This is a genomic window from Herbaspirillum sp. 1130 (assembly GCF_017833835.1).
Lineage (GTDB): Bacteria > Pseudomonadota > Gammaproteobacteria > Burkholderiales > Burkholderiaceae_D > Herbaspirillum > Herbaspirillum huttiense.
Genome location: NZ_JAFICQ010000004.1, coordinates 518006 through 534003, shown reverse-complemented (window position 1 = coordinate 534003; position 15998 = coordinate 518006). Strand labels below are relative to the sequence as shown.

At 65.3% G+C, this 15998-nt stretch carries 13 protein-coding genes; 11 read left to right on the top strand and 2 right to left on the bottom strand.

Annotated features, from left to right (window positions below; all coding sequences use genetic code 11):
* Positions 1-103 precede the first annotated feature (103 nt).
* Positions 104-955 (top strand): MetQ/NlpA family ABC transporter substrate-binding protein, encoded by an 852-nt coding sequence (locus JOD78_RS20275; RefSeq protein ID WP_121043507.1) that lies wholly within the window; start codon positions 104-106, stop codon positions 953-955.
* Positions 956-1033: 78 nt separating this feature from the next.
* Here JOD78_RS20275 and JOD78_RS20270 read toward each other — a convergent pair whose 3' ends face one another.
* Positions 1034-2392: an LLM class flavin-dependent oxidoreductase gene (locus JOD78_RS20270; RefSeq protein WP_121043504.1), complete on the bottom strand. Its 1359-nt coding sequence runs from the start codon at positions 2390-2392 to the stop codon at positions 1034-1036.
* Positions 2393-2537: 145 nt separating this feature from the next.
* Between JOD78_RS20270 and JOD78_RS20265 the strand changes: the two genes are divergently transcribed.
* From JOD78_RS20265 to JOD78_RS20225, 9 genes are all read left to right on the top strand, one after another.
* A complete protein-coding gene (locus tag JOD78_RS20265) occupies positions 2538-3575 on the top strand; it encodes a DUF4105 domain-containing protein (RefSeq protein WP_199725101.1) in 1038 nt (345 codons plus the stop codon).
* Between the two features lie 182 nt (positions 3576-3757).
* Positions 3758-4624 carry an ABC transporter permease subunit gene (locus tag JOD78_RS20260; protein WP_083859480.1) on the top strand — a complete coding sequence of 289 codons (867 nt, stop codon included), beginning with the start codon at positions 3758-3760 and terminating at the stop codon, positions 4622-4624.
* Positions 4624-5379 (top strand): ABC transporter ATP-binding protein, encoded by a 756-nt coding sequence (locus tag JOD78_RS20255; protein WP_209567485.1) that lies wholly within the window; start codon positions 4624-4626, stop codon positions 5377-5379. Before JOD78_RS20260 ends, JOD78_RS20255 begins: the two co-directional genes overlap by 1 nt.
* A gap of 60 nt (positions 5380-5439) precedes the next feature.
* Positions 5440-6447: an NrtA/SsuA/CpmA family ABC transporter substrate-binding protein gene (locus JOD78_RS20250; protein WP_121043960.1), complete on the top strand. Its 1008-nt coding sequence runs from the start codon at positions 5440-5442 to the stop codon at positions 6445-6447.
* Positions 6448-6484: 37 nt separating this feature from the next.
* Positions 6485-7459, top strand: a complete 975-nt coding sequence (locus JOD78_RS20245; RefSeq protein ID WP_209567483.1) for an ABC transporter substrate-binding protein — start codon at positions 6485-6487, stop codon at positions 7457-7459.
* Between the two features lie 7 nt (positions 7460-7466).
* Entirely contained in the window at positions 7467-8318 is an 852-nt protein-coding gene (locus tag JOD78_RS20240) for an ABC transporter permease (RefSeq protein ID WP_209567481.1), read from the top strand.
* A complete protein-coding gene (locus JOD78_RS20235; RefSeq protein ID WP_121043492.1) occupies positions 8315-9043 on the top strand; it encodes an ABC transporter ATP-binding protein in 729 nt (242 codons plus the stop codon). The genes JOD78_RS20240 and JOD78_RS20235 overlap by 4 nt, the downstream gene beginning before the upstream one ends.
* Before the next feature lie 21 nt (positions 9044-9064).
* Positions 9065-10423, top strand: a complete 1359-nt coding sequence (locus tag JOD78_RS20230) for an NtaA/DmoA family FMN-dependent monooxygenase (RefSeq protein WP_209567477.1) — start codon at positions 9065-9067, stop codon at positions 10421-10423.
* A 46-nt stretch (positions 10424-10469) separates the two neighbouring features.
* The gene (locus JOD78_RS20225) at positions 10470-11576 is read left to right on the top strand and encodes an LLM class flavin-dependent oxidoreductase (RefSeq protein WP_204725913.1); all 1107 of its coding nucleotides are present in this window, start codon (positions 10470-10472) and stop codon (positions 11574-11576) included.
* Between the two features lie 68 nt (positions 11577-11644).
* Here the strand turns inward: JOD78_RS20225 and JOD78_RS20220 are convergent, their stop codons facing one another.
* Entirely contained in the window at positions 11645-12934 is a 1290-nt protein-coding gene (locus JOD78_RS20220) for an O-acetylhomoserine aminocarboxypropyltransferase/cysteine synthase family protein (RefSeq protein WP_039784211.1), read from the bottom strand.
* 190 nt (positions 12935-13124) lie between these two features.
* On the opposite strand from JOD78_RS20220, the gene JOD78_RS20215 reads away from it, so the two are divergent.
* On the top strand, positions 13125-15965 hold the full coding sequence (locus tag JOD78_RS20215; protein ID WP_245202216.1) for a type VI secretion system Vgr family protein: 2841 nt from the start codon (positions 13125-13127) through the stop codon (positions 15963-15965).
* Positions 15966-15998: the final 33 nt, after the last annotated feature.

Sequence of the window (15998 nt, the reverse complement as noted above, 5' to 3'; positions counted from 1 at the left end):
AAGCAACGATCAACTATCGACATGCGGATTGCTTCGTTCAGTTCCGCGCCGCGCATCCCTACACTGGCGGGCGACCCTTCTTCTCCCGGAAAGCGAACCTGCCATGTTGAAGTCCCTGCGGCCCCTGCTGCGCTTGTCGCACATCGTCCTCCTTGCCACCGCCCTGATCGGCAGCGCACAAGCGGCACCGCCCGTGCGCGAACTCAAGCTCGGCTTCGTGCCCGGCCCTTACATCGATGAATTCAAGCTGGGCGTGCAGCCCCAGCTGGAGCAGAAGGGCTACAAGATCCGCTACTACGAATTCTCCACCGGACTGGAAGCCAACAGCGCCGTCTTCAAGGGCGACATCGATGCCAACGTGATGCAGCACTCGGTGTTTCTGGCCTCCTACAACGAACGCAACAAGACCGACCTGGTCGGCATCGTGCAGGTGCCCACGCCGCCGATGGGGCTCTATTCGCGCAAGCACAAGAACCTGGACAATCTCAAGAAGGGTTTTACGGTGGCCGTGCCCAATGACCCGGTCAACCTGCAGCGCGCACTGTGGATCCTGCAGCGCCTGGGCTGGATCCGCATCCGCGAGAACAAGCCGGTGGACGTGACCGAACTGGATGTCGTGGAAAACAAGGTCGGCCTGAAACTGGTTCTGCTGGAAAACGCCCAGGGACCGCGCGCGCTGGATGATGCGGATTTCGCGGCGATCCAGGGCAACTTCGCGATCTTCGCCAAGTTGAAGCTCTCCGAAGCCTTCATCCTGGAAGACATGAAGCCGCCCTACATCAACGTGGTGGCCGTCAAGAAGGCCAAACAGGACGACACCTATGCACAGGACATCGTGCAGGCTTATCGTTCCGAATTCTTCCAGAAGGCCATCCGTTCGGAACCCTTCTATGACGGCTTCACCTTGCCCGATTATTTCAGCGCCACCAGCACGCTCAAACTCGGCAAGAACTGACCCCTGCACCTGAGCCGGACCGCGCTGGAGTCAGCAGCGCGGTCCGGCTTTTTTGTCCATGTCTTCACAGTGGCGGGCTCATGCTGCCCGTACTGTTTGCTCCCCCCCTGCAGACGCCAGTGGACGCGGCAGTCCGAGGTGCTCGCGCAAGGTGCTGCCTTCATAGTCATATCGGAATAAACCCCGGCGCTGCAGCAGCGGTACCACGCCATCGACGAAGTCTTGCAAGCCGCCTGGCAGGGCATCGGGCATCAGGTTGAACCCATCGGCGGCACCCGCCTTGAACCAGCGTTCGATCTCATCGGCAATCTGCTCGGGCGTCCCGACCAGCACGCGATGTCCGCCGCCACCGCACAGCGCACGGATCACGTCGCGCACGGTATGCGTGCGTCCGCGCACCAGCGACAGCGTGGCCTGGAAGAAGGTGTGGTTGCCATTGCCGCCATTGGGCAGGGCGAGCTTGTCCGGCAGAGGACGGTCCAGGTCCAGGCTGGCGACCGGCACCCCCAGGATGCCGGCCAGGCGCTTGAGGCTGTAGCTCCAGGGAATCATGTCGATCAGTTCGTCACGCCGTTGCAGCGCCTGCGCCTCGGTGGCACCGATGATGGTGGCCAGTCCCGGCAGGATCTTCACCGCCTGCGGCCGACGTCCCAACGCGGCGGCGCGGGCGTGGATGGCCAGGCGGTAGGCGCGCGCTTCCTCGATGGTGTGGGCGGCCGAGAACACGGCCTCGGCATGGCGTGCGGCCAGTTCCCGGCCATCGCCGGAGCCGCCGGCCTGCACCAGCACCGGCTGGCCTTGCGGCGTGCGCGGCAGGTTCAGCGGCCCCTGCACCTGGAAGTGGGTGCCGCGATGGGCAATCGGATGGACTCGCGTATCGTCGATGAAGCGGCCGCTGGCAGCATCGCCGACGACGGCATCTTCTTCCCAGCTGTTCCACAAGGCCTTGACCACCTGCGTGAATTCGTCGGCGCGGGCATAGCGGGCCGCATGGTCGGGGACTTGCTCCAGCCCGAAATTGCGCGCCGAGGGCAGGTCAGCCGTGGTGACGATGTTCCAGCCGGCGCGGCCGCCGCTGACGTGATCCAGCGAGGCGAAGCGGCGCGCGATGTTGTAGGGCTCGTTGTAGCTGGTGGAGGCCGTGCCGATCACGCCGATGCGGGTGGTGGCGGCAGCGATGGCGGCCAGCAGCACGGTCGGCTCCAGCGCCGTGATCGGGCGGAAATCGATCTGCTCGATGATGGCTGCATTGTCGGCCAGAAAGACCGCATCGAACTTGGCCGCCTCGGCGATGCGCGCCACCTCGACGTAATGCGAGGCCTTCACGAAAGCATGCGGATCGGCCCCCGGCAGACGCCAGGCGGAGGGGATGAAACCGGAATGCAGGATGTTGACGTTCAGGTGCAGTTGCTGCGGCGGCTTGGGCGGCTGTGACATGCGGATTCCTCGGAGAAGACAAAGCGGGTCGTCGATTGTGGAACGCGCCCGCCGTGACGGCCACGAATGCTTTCGCATGAACTTATGCGGACAAGGCCGCTACAATGCGGCTGGACCGAACCGAGACAAGTTGAGGATGTTGCCGATGGCTGTTGTGCATGCTGCGATGATGATGGTGTTGGGCCTGCTGGCACTGGGCCTGGCCGTATGGGGCGGGTTTGCGCTGTGGTTCCAGCTGCCGGGCGCCGCCTGGCTGCGCATCGCCGCCATCGTGCTGTGGAGCTTGCCGCCTGCAGCGACGCTGGCGCTGGTGGCCGGGGTGCCGGGCCTGCCCGGCCTGCCTCACTCCTGGCGCTGGGGCCCGGTGGCCCTGGTGCTGGCCGGTATTGCCATGGCCGGCTGGTGGAGCAGCATCCGCCCCAGCCACGCGCGCGACTGGGCCGATGATGTGGCGCGCATGCTGGTGTCGCAGGTGCAAGGCGATACCGTCACGCTGGACAACGTGCGCAACTTCAACTGGCGCACCGAGACTGATGTCGACATCCGTTGGGAATCGCGCCAATATGATCTCGCGCAACTGGTCTCGGCCGACTTGCTGCTGTCCTACTGGATGGGGCCGGCGATTGCGCACACGCTGGTGTCCTTCGGTTTTGCCGATGGACGGCGTCTGGTGTTCTCGCTGGAGATCCGGCGAGAACGCGATGAAGCCTTCTCGGCCCTGGGCGGCTTCTTCCGCAAGTTCGAGACCGTCATCGTTGCCGCCGACGAAGCCGACATCATCCGTACCCGTACCAATGCACGCGGGGAGGATGTATATCTGTATCGTCTGCAATTGCGCCCGGACCAATTGCGCCGCGTCTTCCTCGGCTACCTCGAACGCGCGGCGCAATTGCGGGAGCGTCCGCGTTTCTACAACACCCTCACCAGCAACTGCACCACCATCGTCTTTGAACTGGCGCGCCGTCTCTCGCCCTCTCTGCCGCTGGACTATCGCCTGCTGCTCTCCGGCTACTTCGCCGATTACGTGTTTGACCATGGCGTGCTGACACCGGGATACAGCTTCGCGCAATTGCGCGAGGCCGGGCGCATCACCGAACGCGCCCTGCAAAGCGGGCCGGAACCGGACTACAGCAAGCGCATCCGGCAGGGTGTACCGGGCGTGTCCACGGCCGAGCTGCGCTGAGTCACAGGGCCGTTCATGCTCAATCTCGCAGATGAAGCGTGAACAGGCCCTAATCCGTTTACCGGATATCCAAACACAAAATCATTCGTATTCCCTCGCCGCGAAGCTGATTACGATTTCCTTCTTTGCACGACCCGGCGGCCTGCCGGGTGCGTCCTCGCTACCACCGAGAAGGAAACGCCATGCCCGAAGCGGTCAATCATTTTCCCCTGCCGGCGGCGGGGGCTGACTCCGCCTCTGCTGCGCCGGACAACACGTCGCACAGCCCGCGCGTGCTCACTGCACGCAGTCTCTTCTTCATTTCATGGACCGCACCGCTGGTGCTGCTGCTGGCCTGGGAAGCGCTGGCCCGTGCCGGCGTGCTCTCGCCGCAGGTGCTGCCCGCGCCCAGCAAGGTCTTGCAGACGGCACTGAACCTGATCGCCCAGGGCCGCCTGCTGTCGGACCTTGGTGCCAGCCTCTTGCGCGCCGCTGCCGGGTTTGCCATCGGCGGCAGCATCGGTTTCGTGCTCGGTACGCTGGTGGGTTTCTCGCGCCTGGCCGAGGCGCTGGTGGACCGCAGCGTGCAGATGGTACGCGCCGTCCCTTTCCTGGCGGCGCTGCCGCTGGTGATCGTGTGGTTCGGCGTGGGCGAGGGCGGCAAGGTGTTCCTGGTCTCGCTGGGCGTGCTGTTCCCCATCTACATCAATACCGTGCTGGGCATCCGCCAGGTCGATCCCAAGCTGCTGGAACTGGGCCGCGTGACAGGGCTGTCCAACTGGACCCTGATCCGCCGCATCGTCCTGCCCGGTGCACTGCCATCGATCCTGGCCGGGGTGCGCTATGCACTGGCCGTCGCGTGGCTGGCGCTGGTGATCGCCGAGACCATCGCCGCCAATACCGGCATCGGCTCGCTGGCCATGGATGCGCGTGAATTCCTGCAGACCGACGTGATCGTGCTGACCATCGTCATCTATGCCGGCATCGGCGTGGTGTCCGATGGCATCGCCCGCCTGCTGGAGCGCCGTCTGCTGGCCTGGCATCCCAACTACGCCGCCAAGGGGAAATGATGAGCGAGACCTTGTTTGAGCGCCATACCCTGCACCCCGCCACGGCCGATGAACTGGCCGTGAGCGTGGCCGGCCTGAAGCGCCGCTACGGACAACGCACCGTGATCCAGGGCCTGAACCTGCGCATTGCGCGCGGTGAATTCGTGGCCCTGCTGGGCGAGAGCGGTTGCGGCAAGACCACCTTGCTGCGCGCGCTGGCCGGACTGGATCCCATCGATGGCGGCCGCATCGACGGACCGGCGCAGCCCGCCGTGGTCTTCCAGGAACCGCGCCTGATCCCGTGGGATCCGTTGTGGCGCAATGTCTCACTGGGCCTCGATGACCGCCGGGGCAAGCCGCTGGCGCACGCCGCCCTGGAAGAGGTGGGCCTCGGTGACCGGCTCGACGACTGGCCGCGCAATCTCTCCGGTGGCCAGGCCCAGCGCGTGGCGCTGGCACGCGCCCTGGTGCGCGAGCCGCGCCTGTTGCTGCTGGATGAACCCTTCGCCGCCCTCGACGCACTCACCCGCATCCGCATGCATGCCCTGGTGCGCCAACTGCTGGCACGGCATCGCCCCGGGGTGCTGCTGGTGACGCACGATGTGGATGAAGCCATCGTCCTGGCCGATCGCATCCTCGTCATGCGCGAAGGGGCCATTGCCAATGATGTCCGCGTCGCCCCCGAAGCGGCCCGTGACCGCAGCCATCCTGCTGCCCAGGCCCTGCGTGCGCAATTGCTGGCAGAACTGGGCGTGGTGGTTGCCCAGGCTGCGTAGCGGCGGCATTAAGTTTTCCTGAATGCTGTTTTTTTCCTCATTAAATCCTGCTTAATGCTCATGTCCCACGATTCCAAGCCTGCCAATCTCCATCGTCGTCAACTGTTGCAAGCCGCGCTGGGTGGCGCGGCCCTCGGCGCCAGCGGCCTGCCGCTGCTGGCGCGCGCCGCCGGCAAGTCGCGCACTACCGATACGGTGCGCCTGGCCTGGGGCAAGGGTGGTTTGCCCGGTATCGCCCGCACGCGCGGCGAGTTCGAAAAGACGCTGGCCCGTGATGGCATCAAGGTACAGTGGATCGGCCCTTTCCCCAACCATGCGCCGTCGTTGCAGGCCGTCACCGGTGGCAGTGCCGACTTCGGTTTCGGTGGCAGCACCACCCCCGCACTGGCGGCGATGATCGCCGGCTCGCCGCTGGTATTCACGCAGTTCGCCGTGGTCGAGCCGCGCAGCACGGCCATCATCGCCAAGGATGGGTCGGGCATCAACAAGGTCAGTGACCTGGTGGGCAAGACGGTGGCAGTCAATCGCTCCGGGCTCGGAGAATTCCTGCTGGTGGCCGCGCTGGAAAAGCACGGCATCGCGCGCGACAAGGTCAATTTCGTCTATCTCAATCCGCCGGATGCGGGCCCTGCTTTTTCGCAGGGCAAGGTCGATGCGTGGTCCATGTGGAGCCCGGGCGTGGACATCGCGCGGGTGGAGTACAAGGCGCATGACGTGTTCTTTGAAGGACGCGACCTCGATTTCCTGATCGACTTCAACTCCTACGTCACGCACCGCAAGTTTGCCGAAGAGAATGCCGACATCGTGCGCGCCGTCAACGCCGCCTATCGTGCCGAGGGCGAGTGGATCAGCAAGAATCCGCGCGAGGCCGAAGCGCTGGTGCAGAAGGATGCCGGCTATTCCGACGCGGTGCGCGATTCGCTCATCAAGCTGGCGCGCCGCTGGGAATTCCACGGCACCGACGACGCCAAGTTCATCGCCACCTTCCAGGGCGCGGCCGACTGGCTGGCCGCACGCAAGATCCTGCCGCAGAAGGTGCAGGTGAGCGACTACATCGTGAAGGTGTGAGCGTGCCAGTCGCATTCATTTCACGAGGACTCACTGCATGAAGCGTCGCCACTTTCTCACTGGTCTTTCCGCCCTGGGCATGGCCGCGCTGGGCAGCCGGGCCGCAATGGCCGCCCCTTCCGGCACGCGCCTGATCGTGGCCGACCAGAACGAATTCCTGCGCCAGCTGCTGGAGGCCAGCGGCGAGCGCAAGTCGCTTGATGTCGCACTGGAATTGCCCAATTTTGCGGGCGGCCCGGCCATCTTCGAGGCCATCCGTGCTGGTGCGCTCGATGTCGCGTATGTCGGTGATACGCCGCCCATCCAGGCGCGCGCAGCAGGCGTGAAGCTGCCCATCATCGCCACCTTCACCCGCGAGCTCTCGCAATACCGGCTGGTGCAGCGCGCCGGTGCGGGCGTGGAGAAACTGTCCGACCTGCGTGGCAAGCGGCTCAGCTATGTGGAAGGCTCGGGACGCCAGGTGTTCCTGATCGATGCCTTGAAGCGTGGTGGCCTCACGCTGGCCGATGTGCAACTGGTCAACCTGCGCGTGGCCGATCTCAACGATGCGCTGCGTGCCAAGGCGGTCGATGTGGCCGTCCTGCTGGAGCCGCATGTGACGCGTCTGGCCAAGCAGATCGGTGCCACCACCGTCCCCGATCCGGAAGAACGCAAGCTGCTGCCCTCGACGTCCTATCTCTACGCCCGTCCCGAGGTGCTGGCCGATGCGCAGAAGTCGCAGGCCATCGCCGCCTTCATTGCCGCCTTCGTGCGCGCCGGCACGTGGAGCAATGCCCATGAGGAAGAGTGGGGCCGCTTTTACTTCACGCAGTTCCAGCGCATCGATGCGGCCGGCACCGCGGCCATCCTTGCGGGACAGTCGCCGCTGAAATTCCAGACCGCCGCCGAGGCCATCCCGCATCACCAGAAACTCATCGACATCCTCTACGAAGCCAAGGCCGTGCCGCAGCGTTTCGACGCCGCCGGCTCCTTCGTCTCCACCTACGACAAGCTGATCGTCGCCAACCGCTGAGGCCCTCATGAGTGCACACGCCCGCCTGGATTCGCCCGCTGATGACTTGCCGCTGGCTGCACCGGCGGCGGCGTCCTCCATCGCGCCTTCGCCATCGCTGATGCCGGCGCGCCTGCCGCCGCGTGCGCTGCTGTTGGGGCCGGCACTGCTGCTGGCGATCTGGGAAGCGGCCTCGCGCCTGGGCTGGCTGTCGCCGGAAACGCTGACCGCGCCCTCGCAGGCGCTGCTGACCGGCCTGCAGATGCTGCGTGATGGCAGCCTGCTGCCGCATTTGCTGGCCTCGGCCGCGCGGGCCTACAGTGGCCTCTTCATCGGGCTGTCCACCGGCGTGGTGCTGGCGCTGTTGTCCGGCCTCACGCGCAGCGGCGAGGCGCTGATCGACGGGCTGGTGCAGGTCAAGCGCGCCATTCCCACGCTGGCCCTGATCCCGCTGGCGATTCTGTGGCTGGGCATCGGCGAGACCATGAAAATTTTCCTGATCGCCACCGCCGTCTTCGTCCCCATCTACATCAACACCCACGCCGCCCTGCGCGGCATCGACATCGGTCACGTGGAGCTGGCGCGCACGTTGCATCTCTCACGCGCTACCTTCCTGCGCAAGGTAGCGCTGCCGGGGGCCTTGCCGGGCTTCTTCACCGGGCTGCGGCTGGCAGTCTCGCTGTGCTGGACGGCACTGGTGGTGCTTGAACTCATCAACACCCAGACCGGCATCGGCTACCTGATGAACCGGGCACGCGACTGGGGCCAGACCGATGTGATCGTGGTTGGCATCCTGATCTATGCCGTGCTGGGCCTGTTGTCGGACCTGGTGGTGCGCGCCATTGAGGCGCGCGTACTGCGCTACCGGAGGACCGCATGAGTCCGCAGGTATTGAGCACGCCGGGCGCCATCCACGCGCGTCACCTGAGCCGCCGCTTCGGCAGCAAGACCGTGCTGGACCAGCTCGACCTGGACGTTGCGCCGGGCCAGTTCGTGGCCCTGCTGGGCGAATCCGGTTCCGGCAAGACCACCTTGCTGCGTGCGCTGGCCGGACTGGATCAGGACGCCGCCGCCACCGGAAAACTGGCGCTCACCGGCAACGTGAGCGTGCTGTTCCAGGATGCGCGGCTCCTGCCCTGGCTCAGCGTGCTGGAGAACCTGACGCTTGGCCTGGAGGCCGCTACCGCCAGACCGGCGGCACTGCAGTTGCTGCAGGAAGTGGGACTGGCTGAACAGGCGGGCGCCTGGCCTGCGACGCTGTCGGGCGGGCAGAAGCAGCGCGCCGCCCTGGCCCGTTCGCTGTTGCGCACACCGCATATCCTGCTGGCCGATGAACCCTTCGGCGCCCTTGATGCCCTGACCCGCCTGCGCATGCAGGGCTTGCTGCGCCGCCTGGTGGAGCGCACCCGCCCGACCGTGATCCTGGTCACCCACGATGTGGATGAAGCGCTGCTGCTGGCCGACCGCATCCTGGTGCTGGAACAGGGCCGCATCGCCCAGGACCACGCGGTGAACCTGTCCCATCCCCGGCACGCCGACGATCCCGGTTTCGCCGCCCTGCGCCAGGTGCTGCTGCAGCGCCTGGGTGTCGAGTCCCTCGCCTGAAGACCACTACAAGGAGCCGCCATGTCGCGCCCACGCCAATTGCACCTGAACCTCTTTCTCATGAGCCGCGGTCACCATGAAGGCGCGTGGCGCCATCCCGGTGCCAATCCCAAGGCGCTGACCGATCTGGAACTCTATGCAGACGCAGCGCGCCTGGCCGAAGCCGCCAGGTTCGATGCCGTGTTTCTGGCCGATACCCTGGTCGGCCCGGAAGGCGGGCAGCAAGCCACCTCCGGCCTGCTTGATCCGTTGCTGCTGTTGACGGCGCTGGCTCTGCGCACCGAACGCATCGGTCTCATCGGCACGGCCTCCACCACCTACAACCACGCCTACACGCTGGCGCGCCAGTTTGCCTCGCTGGACCATATTTCGCGCGGCCGTGCCGGCTGGAACATCGTCACCTCCTGGGCCCCGCGCGCGGGCCAGAACTATGGCCTGCCCGAGAACGTGGACCATGGCAGCCGCTATGAAATCGCCGAAGAATTCGTGGCCGCCGTCGATGCGCTGTGGCGCAGCTTTCCGGCGGCGGCCGTGCTGGATGACCGCGCTGGTGGCCGCTTCCTCGATCACGCGGCAGTGCAGCCGGTGCACTTCGAGGGCAAGCATGTACGCACACGGGGGCCGCTCAATGTGCCGGGCAGTCCGCAAGGGCGGCCGGTCTACGTGCAGGCTGGCCAGTCCGAAGCGGGCCGTGCGTTTGCGGCGCGCTGGGCCGAAGCCATCTTTACCGCGCACGGCCATCGCGCCTCTGCGCAGGCGTTCTACCAGGACATCAAGGGCCAGGCAGCACGCCTGGGACGCGCCGCCCAGGACATCGTGATCCTGCCCGGCATCAGCGCCGCCATCGGCAGTACCGAAACCGAGGCACAGCAGGTCTGGGAAGAACTGGATGCGCTCACCAGCATCGAGACTGGCCTGGCGCGTCTGTCGGCGCGCTTTGGCGGCCACGATTTTTCTGCCTTGCCGCTGGACCGCAAGCTGACCGCCGATGACTTTCCCGACCCAAGTCTGGTGCAGGCCTCGCGCAGTCGCGCCGTCGGTTATGTCGAGACCACGCTGCGCGAAGGACTGACCCTGCGCCAGCTGCTCAAGCGCCTGGCCGGTGCGCGTGGCCACCTGGCCGTGGCCGGTACGCCCGAACAGGTGGCGGACCTGATCGAGGACTGGTTCAACGCGGGTGCGGCCGATGGCTTCAACGTCATGCCGCCCATCATCGGCCAGCAATTCGAATTGTTCACCCGCGAAGTGGTGCCGCTGCTGCGCCAGCGCGGACTGTTCCGCGAAGACTACGAGACCCATACCTTGCGTGGCCACTTCGGCCTGCAAGAGGTGGCGGCCCAGCCCGGCTGGCAGGCCGGCGCGAACAAGGTTGCGGCCTGATGCCCGCAGTATCCGATCCCGAATTCCTTACTGAAGAGAGTCCAACATGAGCGTCAATTTCATCGGCATGGTCACCACCCACAAGAACTCCGAGATCCATCCCTCGGTCGGGCCGGCCATCGATACCGACTACCTGCTGCGCTTTGCGCGCGCCCACGAAGAGGCCGGCTTTGACCGGGTGCTGGTGCCGTATCATTCCAACGGCCCGGATGCCATCCTTACCATCGCGCAAGTAGCTGCCGCCACCCGGCGCATCCAGCTGATGCTGGCGCATCGCCCCGGTTTCGTCGCGCCCACGCTGGCGGCACGCCAACTGGCGACACTGGACCATTTCAGCGGCGGACGGCTGGGCGTGCACATCATCTCGGGCGGCTCCGACATCGAACAGCGCCGTGACGGCGACTACCTCGATCATGACCAACGCTATGCCCGTACCGATGAATACCTGCAGATCCTGCGCCAGGTGTGGACTGCCGACAAGCCCTTCGATCACCAGGGTGCGCACTATCGTTTCGAGCAGGCGTTCTCTGAAGTCAAGCCGCTGCAGCAGCCGCAACTCCCGATCTTCTTCGGCGGGGCCTCCGAGGCCGCCATTCCGGTGGCCGGCCGCCATGCCGATGTCTATGCGCTGTGGGGCGAATCGCTGGAGCAGGTGCGCGACCTGACCGGACGCGTGCGCGCAGAAGCAGCACGGCATGGACGCGAGATCAGTTTCTCGGTGTCCTTCCGCCCCATCCTGGCGGCCACCGAAGAGCAGGCCTGGGCACGTGCCGAACGCATCCTCGATGAGACGCGCCGCCTGCGCTCGGGCAATGGCACGCGCCATCCGGCCTACACCGGACCGCAAGAGAGCGAAGGCGCGCGCCGTCTGCTGGCTGCCGCCGAGAAGGGCGACCGGGTCGACAAGCGCCTGTGGACGGCCATTGCCAGGGAGACCGGTGCGCGCTACAACTCCACCGCACTGGTCGGCACGCCCGAGCAGGTGGCCGAGGCGCTGCTGGATTACTACGATCTGGGCGTGACCACGTTCCTCATCCGTGGCTTCGACCCGCTGGAAGATGCCATCGACTATGGCCGTGAACTGATCCCGCGTACGCGTGAGCTGGTGGCACAGCGTCTGCAGCAACGGGCAGCGGAGAAGCAGGCCGCCTGATTTGTCCACTGCCTGAAACGAAAATGGCTCCGCATGCGGAGCCATTTTTTGTTGAAGGACCGATCAGATCACGCCGACTGCAAGGCCTGTTCCAGGTCAGCCAGCAGATCGTCGATATGCTCGATGCCGATGGACAGGCGCACCGTGTCTTCGGTGACGCCCGCCTTCTCCAGTTCGGCGGGCGACAGCTGGCGGTGGGTGGTGGAAGCGGGATGTGTAGCCAGTGACTTGGCGTCACCGATGTTGACCAGCCGCGTGAACAGTTGCAGCGCATCCTGGAAGCGCGCGCCGCCGTCGCGGCCATTGGCCACGCCGAAGGTCAGCACGCCCGAGGCGCGGCCCTTGAAATACTTCTGCGCCAGCGCATGGTCGGGATGATCTTCCAGCCCGGCATAGTTGACCCAGCGTACCTTCGGGTGACGCTTGAGGTATTGCGCCACGGCCAGCGCATTGGAGGTGATACGGTCCAGCCGCAGTGACAGGGTTTCGATGCCCTGCAGGATCTGGAAGGCGTTGAAGGGGGAGAGCGCGGCGCCGGTATTGCGCAACGGGACCACGCGCGCACGGCCGATGTAGGCAGCCTCGCCCAGCGCCTCGGTATAGACCACGCCGTGATAGCTGACGTCGGGTTCGTTGAGGCGCTTGAAGCGTTCCTTGTGCTTGGCCCACGGGAACTTGCCCGAGTCCACGATGGCGCCGCCCAGCGTAGTGCCGTGCCCGCCGAGATATTTGGTCAATGAGTGGACCACGATGTCGGCCCCATGCTCGAAGGGACGCAGCAGATAGGGCGTGGCCACGGTGTTGTCCACGATCAGCGGGACGCCATGGCGATGCGCGATCTCGGCCACGGCAGCGATGTCGGTGACGTTGCCCAGCGGGTTGCCGATGGATTCGATGAAGATGGCCTTGGTGCGCTCATCGATCAGCGGGGCAAAGGACTCCGGCTGGCGCGGATCGGCGAAGCGCGTCTGGATGCCGAACTGCGGCAGCGTGTGGGCGAAGAGGTTGTAGGTACCGCCATACAGGGTGGAGGCCGAGACGATATTGTCGCCTGCTTCGGCAATGGTCTGGATCGCGTAGGTCACGGCGGCCTGCCCGGAGGCCAGGGCCAGCGCGGCGATGCCGCCTTCGAGTGCGGCCAGGCGCTTTTCCAGCACGTCCTGGGTCGGGTTCATGATGCGCGAATAGATGTTGCCCTGGACCTTCAGGTCGAACAGGTCGGCACCGTGCTGGGTATCGTCGAAGGCGAAGGCCACGGTCTGGTAGATCGGCACGGCCACGGCGCGCGTGGTCGGGTCAGGATCGTAGCCGCCGTGGACGGAGAGGGTTTCGAATTTCCATTGTGGGTTGTCTGGCATGTTGTCTCTCTTTGTCTTGGATGGAATGCGCAAAGCAGGGGGAAGCCCAAGCGCCACGCTAGCGCGAGCCTGCATCCGGTGCCAAGAAATGTTTTCTCATAAGCATATGCAGCCGAGGCCAATGCCGATGCTGGTGACGATGTACTGATTCGCAGGCAGCAAGGCAGTTGTGCTGGATGTCATGCGACCTATGGTGCGCTTGTCATTGGCATCGAATAGTTTCGGCAGTCACTGCAAAGATCGCGGCGATCCGTGTCGGCCAATGGCGACACGCCGATACTGGCGCGCTCGTTCATCTCGCTGGTGCTGCCTGCTCATGAGCCTCTTCGATTCGCTGCTGCGGCAGCCGCAGTCCCGTCGCCTGCTGCGACTTTCCTTTCCGCATGACGATGCGCCTGCCTGTGCGCTGGTGATCAACCGCTTCGAGGGCAGCGAGGCGATGTCGCGCGATTTTCGTTTCGTGCTGGAGCTGCTCAGCGACGAGGCCGCGATTCCGTTGACCTGTCTGCTGGGCAAGCTGCTGTGCGTGTCCTTGGTGACGGCCGACGGGAGCCTGCGTCCTTTCACCGGGCATGTCATGTCGTTTCGCTTCGTGAGGACCGATGGCGGGATTGCCTTCTATGAAGCGGTGCTGGTGCCATGGTTGCATTACGCGCATCTGCGGCGGAACTGCCGGCTGTTCCATGACCAGACCATTGAACAGCAGACCGAATCGATCTTGCGGGACTATGCCGGCTTGGCGCACTGGCGCTGGGAGGTAAGCGAGGAGGAGGTTCCGAGCGCACTCTGCACGCAGTGGGAAGAGACTGACCACAACTACCTCGCCCGGCGTTGGGAGGCCGAAGGCTATTGCTACTGGTACGAGCATACGGCGCAGGGCCATACGCTGGTGATCTGCGATGACAGTACCCGCGCGGAGGCGATCGAGGGGGCTTCTGCGGACATTCGCTTCCACAGCGAAGGGGGTGCCGAGGACGAAGACGCCATCGCGCAATGGCAGGTCGTGCAGCAGGGGACGACTGCGCAAGTGGCGGTGAGCGGGTTCGATTTCAAGCAGCCATCGCCGCGTCATGTGGAGATCATGACGGTGGTGGAACAGGGCGAGATCGCACGCAAGGAGATCCACCAGTACACCGGTCATGATGGCTTTCGCACCTTCCTGGAGGGCGACCGGCTGGCCCGCCGGCGCATGGAGGAGATCGAGGCCGGCAGCCTGCTTTTCGAGGCGCAGGGCAAGCACCGGCAAGTGGCGCCGGGGCGCCGATTTCGGCTGCTGGAGCATTTTCACGCGAAGGCTGGCGATCCGCAGTTCGTGATCCTGGAGGTGGTCCATGAGGCCAGCAACAATTACCTGCAGGATGCGGATGTGCCGGCGAGCTACGCGAACCGTCTGCGTTGCCTGCCGTGGGACACGCCCTGGCGGCCGGGCCCGGGCTTTGACAGCCAATCCACTACGCTGCTGGCATTGCAGACGGCGACCGTGGTCGGGCCGGAAGGGCAGGGGAGTTTGCACGTCGATGCGTATGGACGCATCCAGGTGCGCTTCCATTGGGATCGCGCACGCAGTGGCAGTTGCTGGATCCGTGTGGCCACCCATTGGGCGGGTGCGCACAGCGGCTGGAGTTCGCATCCGCGTGTGGGCTCGGAGGTGGTGGTGCAGTGGCTGGATGGCAATCCGGATCATCCGCTGGTCACCGGCTGCGTCCACAACCAGGACAACATGCCACCATGGGAATTGCCGCAGCAGCGAGCCTTGAGCGGATTGCGCAGCCGTGAGCTGACGCCGGAGGGCGGCAATGCGGCCGGTGGCCGCAGCAATCACGTGATTCTCGATGACAGCTGCGAGCGCATGCAGGTCCAGATCCGCAGTGATCATCTGGCCAGCCAGCTCAGTTTGGGTCATCTGACGCGCATCGAGGGACATGCGGGGCGCAAGGAGGCGCGTGGCGAGGGCTTTGAATTGCGCAGCGATGGCCACGGCGCGCTGCGGGCGCAACGCGGTCTGTTGCTCACGACGCATGCGTGCGCAGAAACGGAGGGGCAGATCACCGCGATGGAGGAGACCACGGCCGATCTGCAACGAGGCGGCCAATGGCAGGCCGAACTGGGGCAGGCGGCCGTGCAGGCTGGCGCACAAATGGCGGGCGAGCAGGAGAACGTCGCACAAATCCTGCAGCAGCAGTGCGCTGCGATTGCGGGCCAGACCAAGGGGGCGGTGCTGGAAGAAGGTGTTCCGGCATTTCTGGCTCCGCATCTGGTACTGGCCAGTCCGGCGGGCATCGAGACCGCCACCGCAGGGTCGACGCATCTGTTGAGCCAGCAGCACACGGCCATCAGCAGCGGTGGCCATGCCAGCCTGAGTGCCGGCAAGAGCCTGTTGGTCAGCGTGCGCGAGGCGGTGCGCCTGTTCGCTTGCAAGGCGGGCATGAAGCTGGTCGCCGCAGCCTGCGACATCGACGTTTCCGCGCTTGCCGCGAGCGTCAACATTCTTGCGCGTCTGAACATTACGCAGACGGCCAATCGCATCAGCATCGAGGCCAAGGAAGAGGTCGTCATCAATGGCGGCGGCAGCGTCATGCGCTGGCACGCCGGCGGTATCGAACAGAGTACGTCGGGCCAATGGCGAGCCCATGCCGCCGGGTATGCGCATGACGGGCCGGTCAACGGGCCGGTCCCGGTCTTGCCGGATCCTCCCGCCCTGGACGAATTGAAGCAGCAGCGGCGGCTGGCCTTGGTGCTGACCTCGCACGCCGTGCAGGGCAAGGTCTTTGCGCATGAGCCCTATCAGCTCTTCAAAGCTGGCAACCGGGTCGCCGAGGGTGTGACCGATGCCTACGGCCAGGTGCTGATTACGGTGACGGACGAGGAGACGGCCAGCTATGAGGTCAGGCTCAGCAACGGCCATGTCTTTGAGCTGCCGGTCAGGGCGCGGCTGGACGATATGGACGCACAACTGGCAGCACGAGGTTATCGCGCCCGCGAGGGCGATGCCCGGGACCGCGAGCGCAACCGCGAGTTGCGTGAGGGGTGAGCGGCGCGTTTTCTCTTTCCCGATCTTGATGCA

Bases quoted from the DNA above. Each gene is read 5' to 3' on its own strand.
- JOD78_RS20275 (WP_121043507.1), top strand. From the start codon at position 104: ATGTTGAAGTCCCTGCGGCCCCTGCTGCGCTTGTCGCACATCGTCCTC.
- JOD78_RS20270 (WP_121043504.1), bottom strand. From the start codon at position 2,392: ATGTCACAGCCGCCCAAGCCGCCGCAGCAACTGCACCTGAACGTCAAC.
- JOD78_RS20265 (WP_199725101.1), top strand. From the start codon at position 2,538: ATGGCTGTTGTGCATGCTGCGATGATGATGGTGTTGGGCCTGCTGGCA.
- JOD78_RS20260 (WP_083859480.1), top strand. From the start codon at position 3,758: ATGCCCGAAGCGGTCAATCATTTTCCCCTGCCGGCGGCGGGGGCTGAC.
- JOD78_RS20255 (WP_209567485.1), top strand. From the start codon at position 4,624: ATGAGCGAGACCTTGTTTGAGCGCCATACCCTGCACCCCGCCACGGCC.
- JOD78_RS20250 (WP_121043960.1), top strand. From the start codon at position 5,440: ATGTCCCACGATTCCAAGCCTGCCAATCTCCATCGTCGTCAACTGTTG.
- JOD78_RS20245 (WP_209567483.1), top strand. From the start codon at position 6,485: ATGAAGCGTCGCCACTTTCTCACTGGTCTTTCCGCCCTGGGCATGGCC.
- JOD78_RS20240 (WP_209567481.1), top strand. From the start codon at position 7,467: ATGAGTGCACACGCCCGCCTGGATTCGCCCGCTGATGACTTGCCGCTG.
- JOD78_RS20235 (WP_121043492.1), top strand. From the start codon at position 8,315: ATGAGTCCGCAGGTATTGAGCACGCCGGGCGCCATCCACGCGCGTCAC.
- JOD78_RS20230 (WP_209567477.1), top strand. From the start codon at position 9,065: ATGTCGCGCCCACGCCAATTGCACCTGAACCTCTTTCTCATGAGCCGC.
- JOD78_RS20225 (WP_204725913.1), top strand. From the start codon at position 10,470: ATGAGCGTCAATTTCATCGGCATGGTCACCACCCACAAGAACTCCGAG.
- JOD78_RS20220 (WP_039784211.1), bottom strand. From the start codon at position 12,934: ATGCCAGACAACCCACAATGGAAATTCGAAACCCTCTCCGTCCACGGC.
- JOD78_RS20215 (WP_245202216.1), top strand. From the start codon at position 13,125: ATGGTGCGCTTGTCATTGGCATCGAATAGTTTCGGCAGTCACTGCAAA.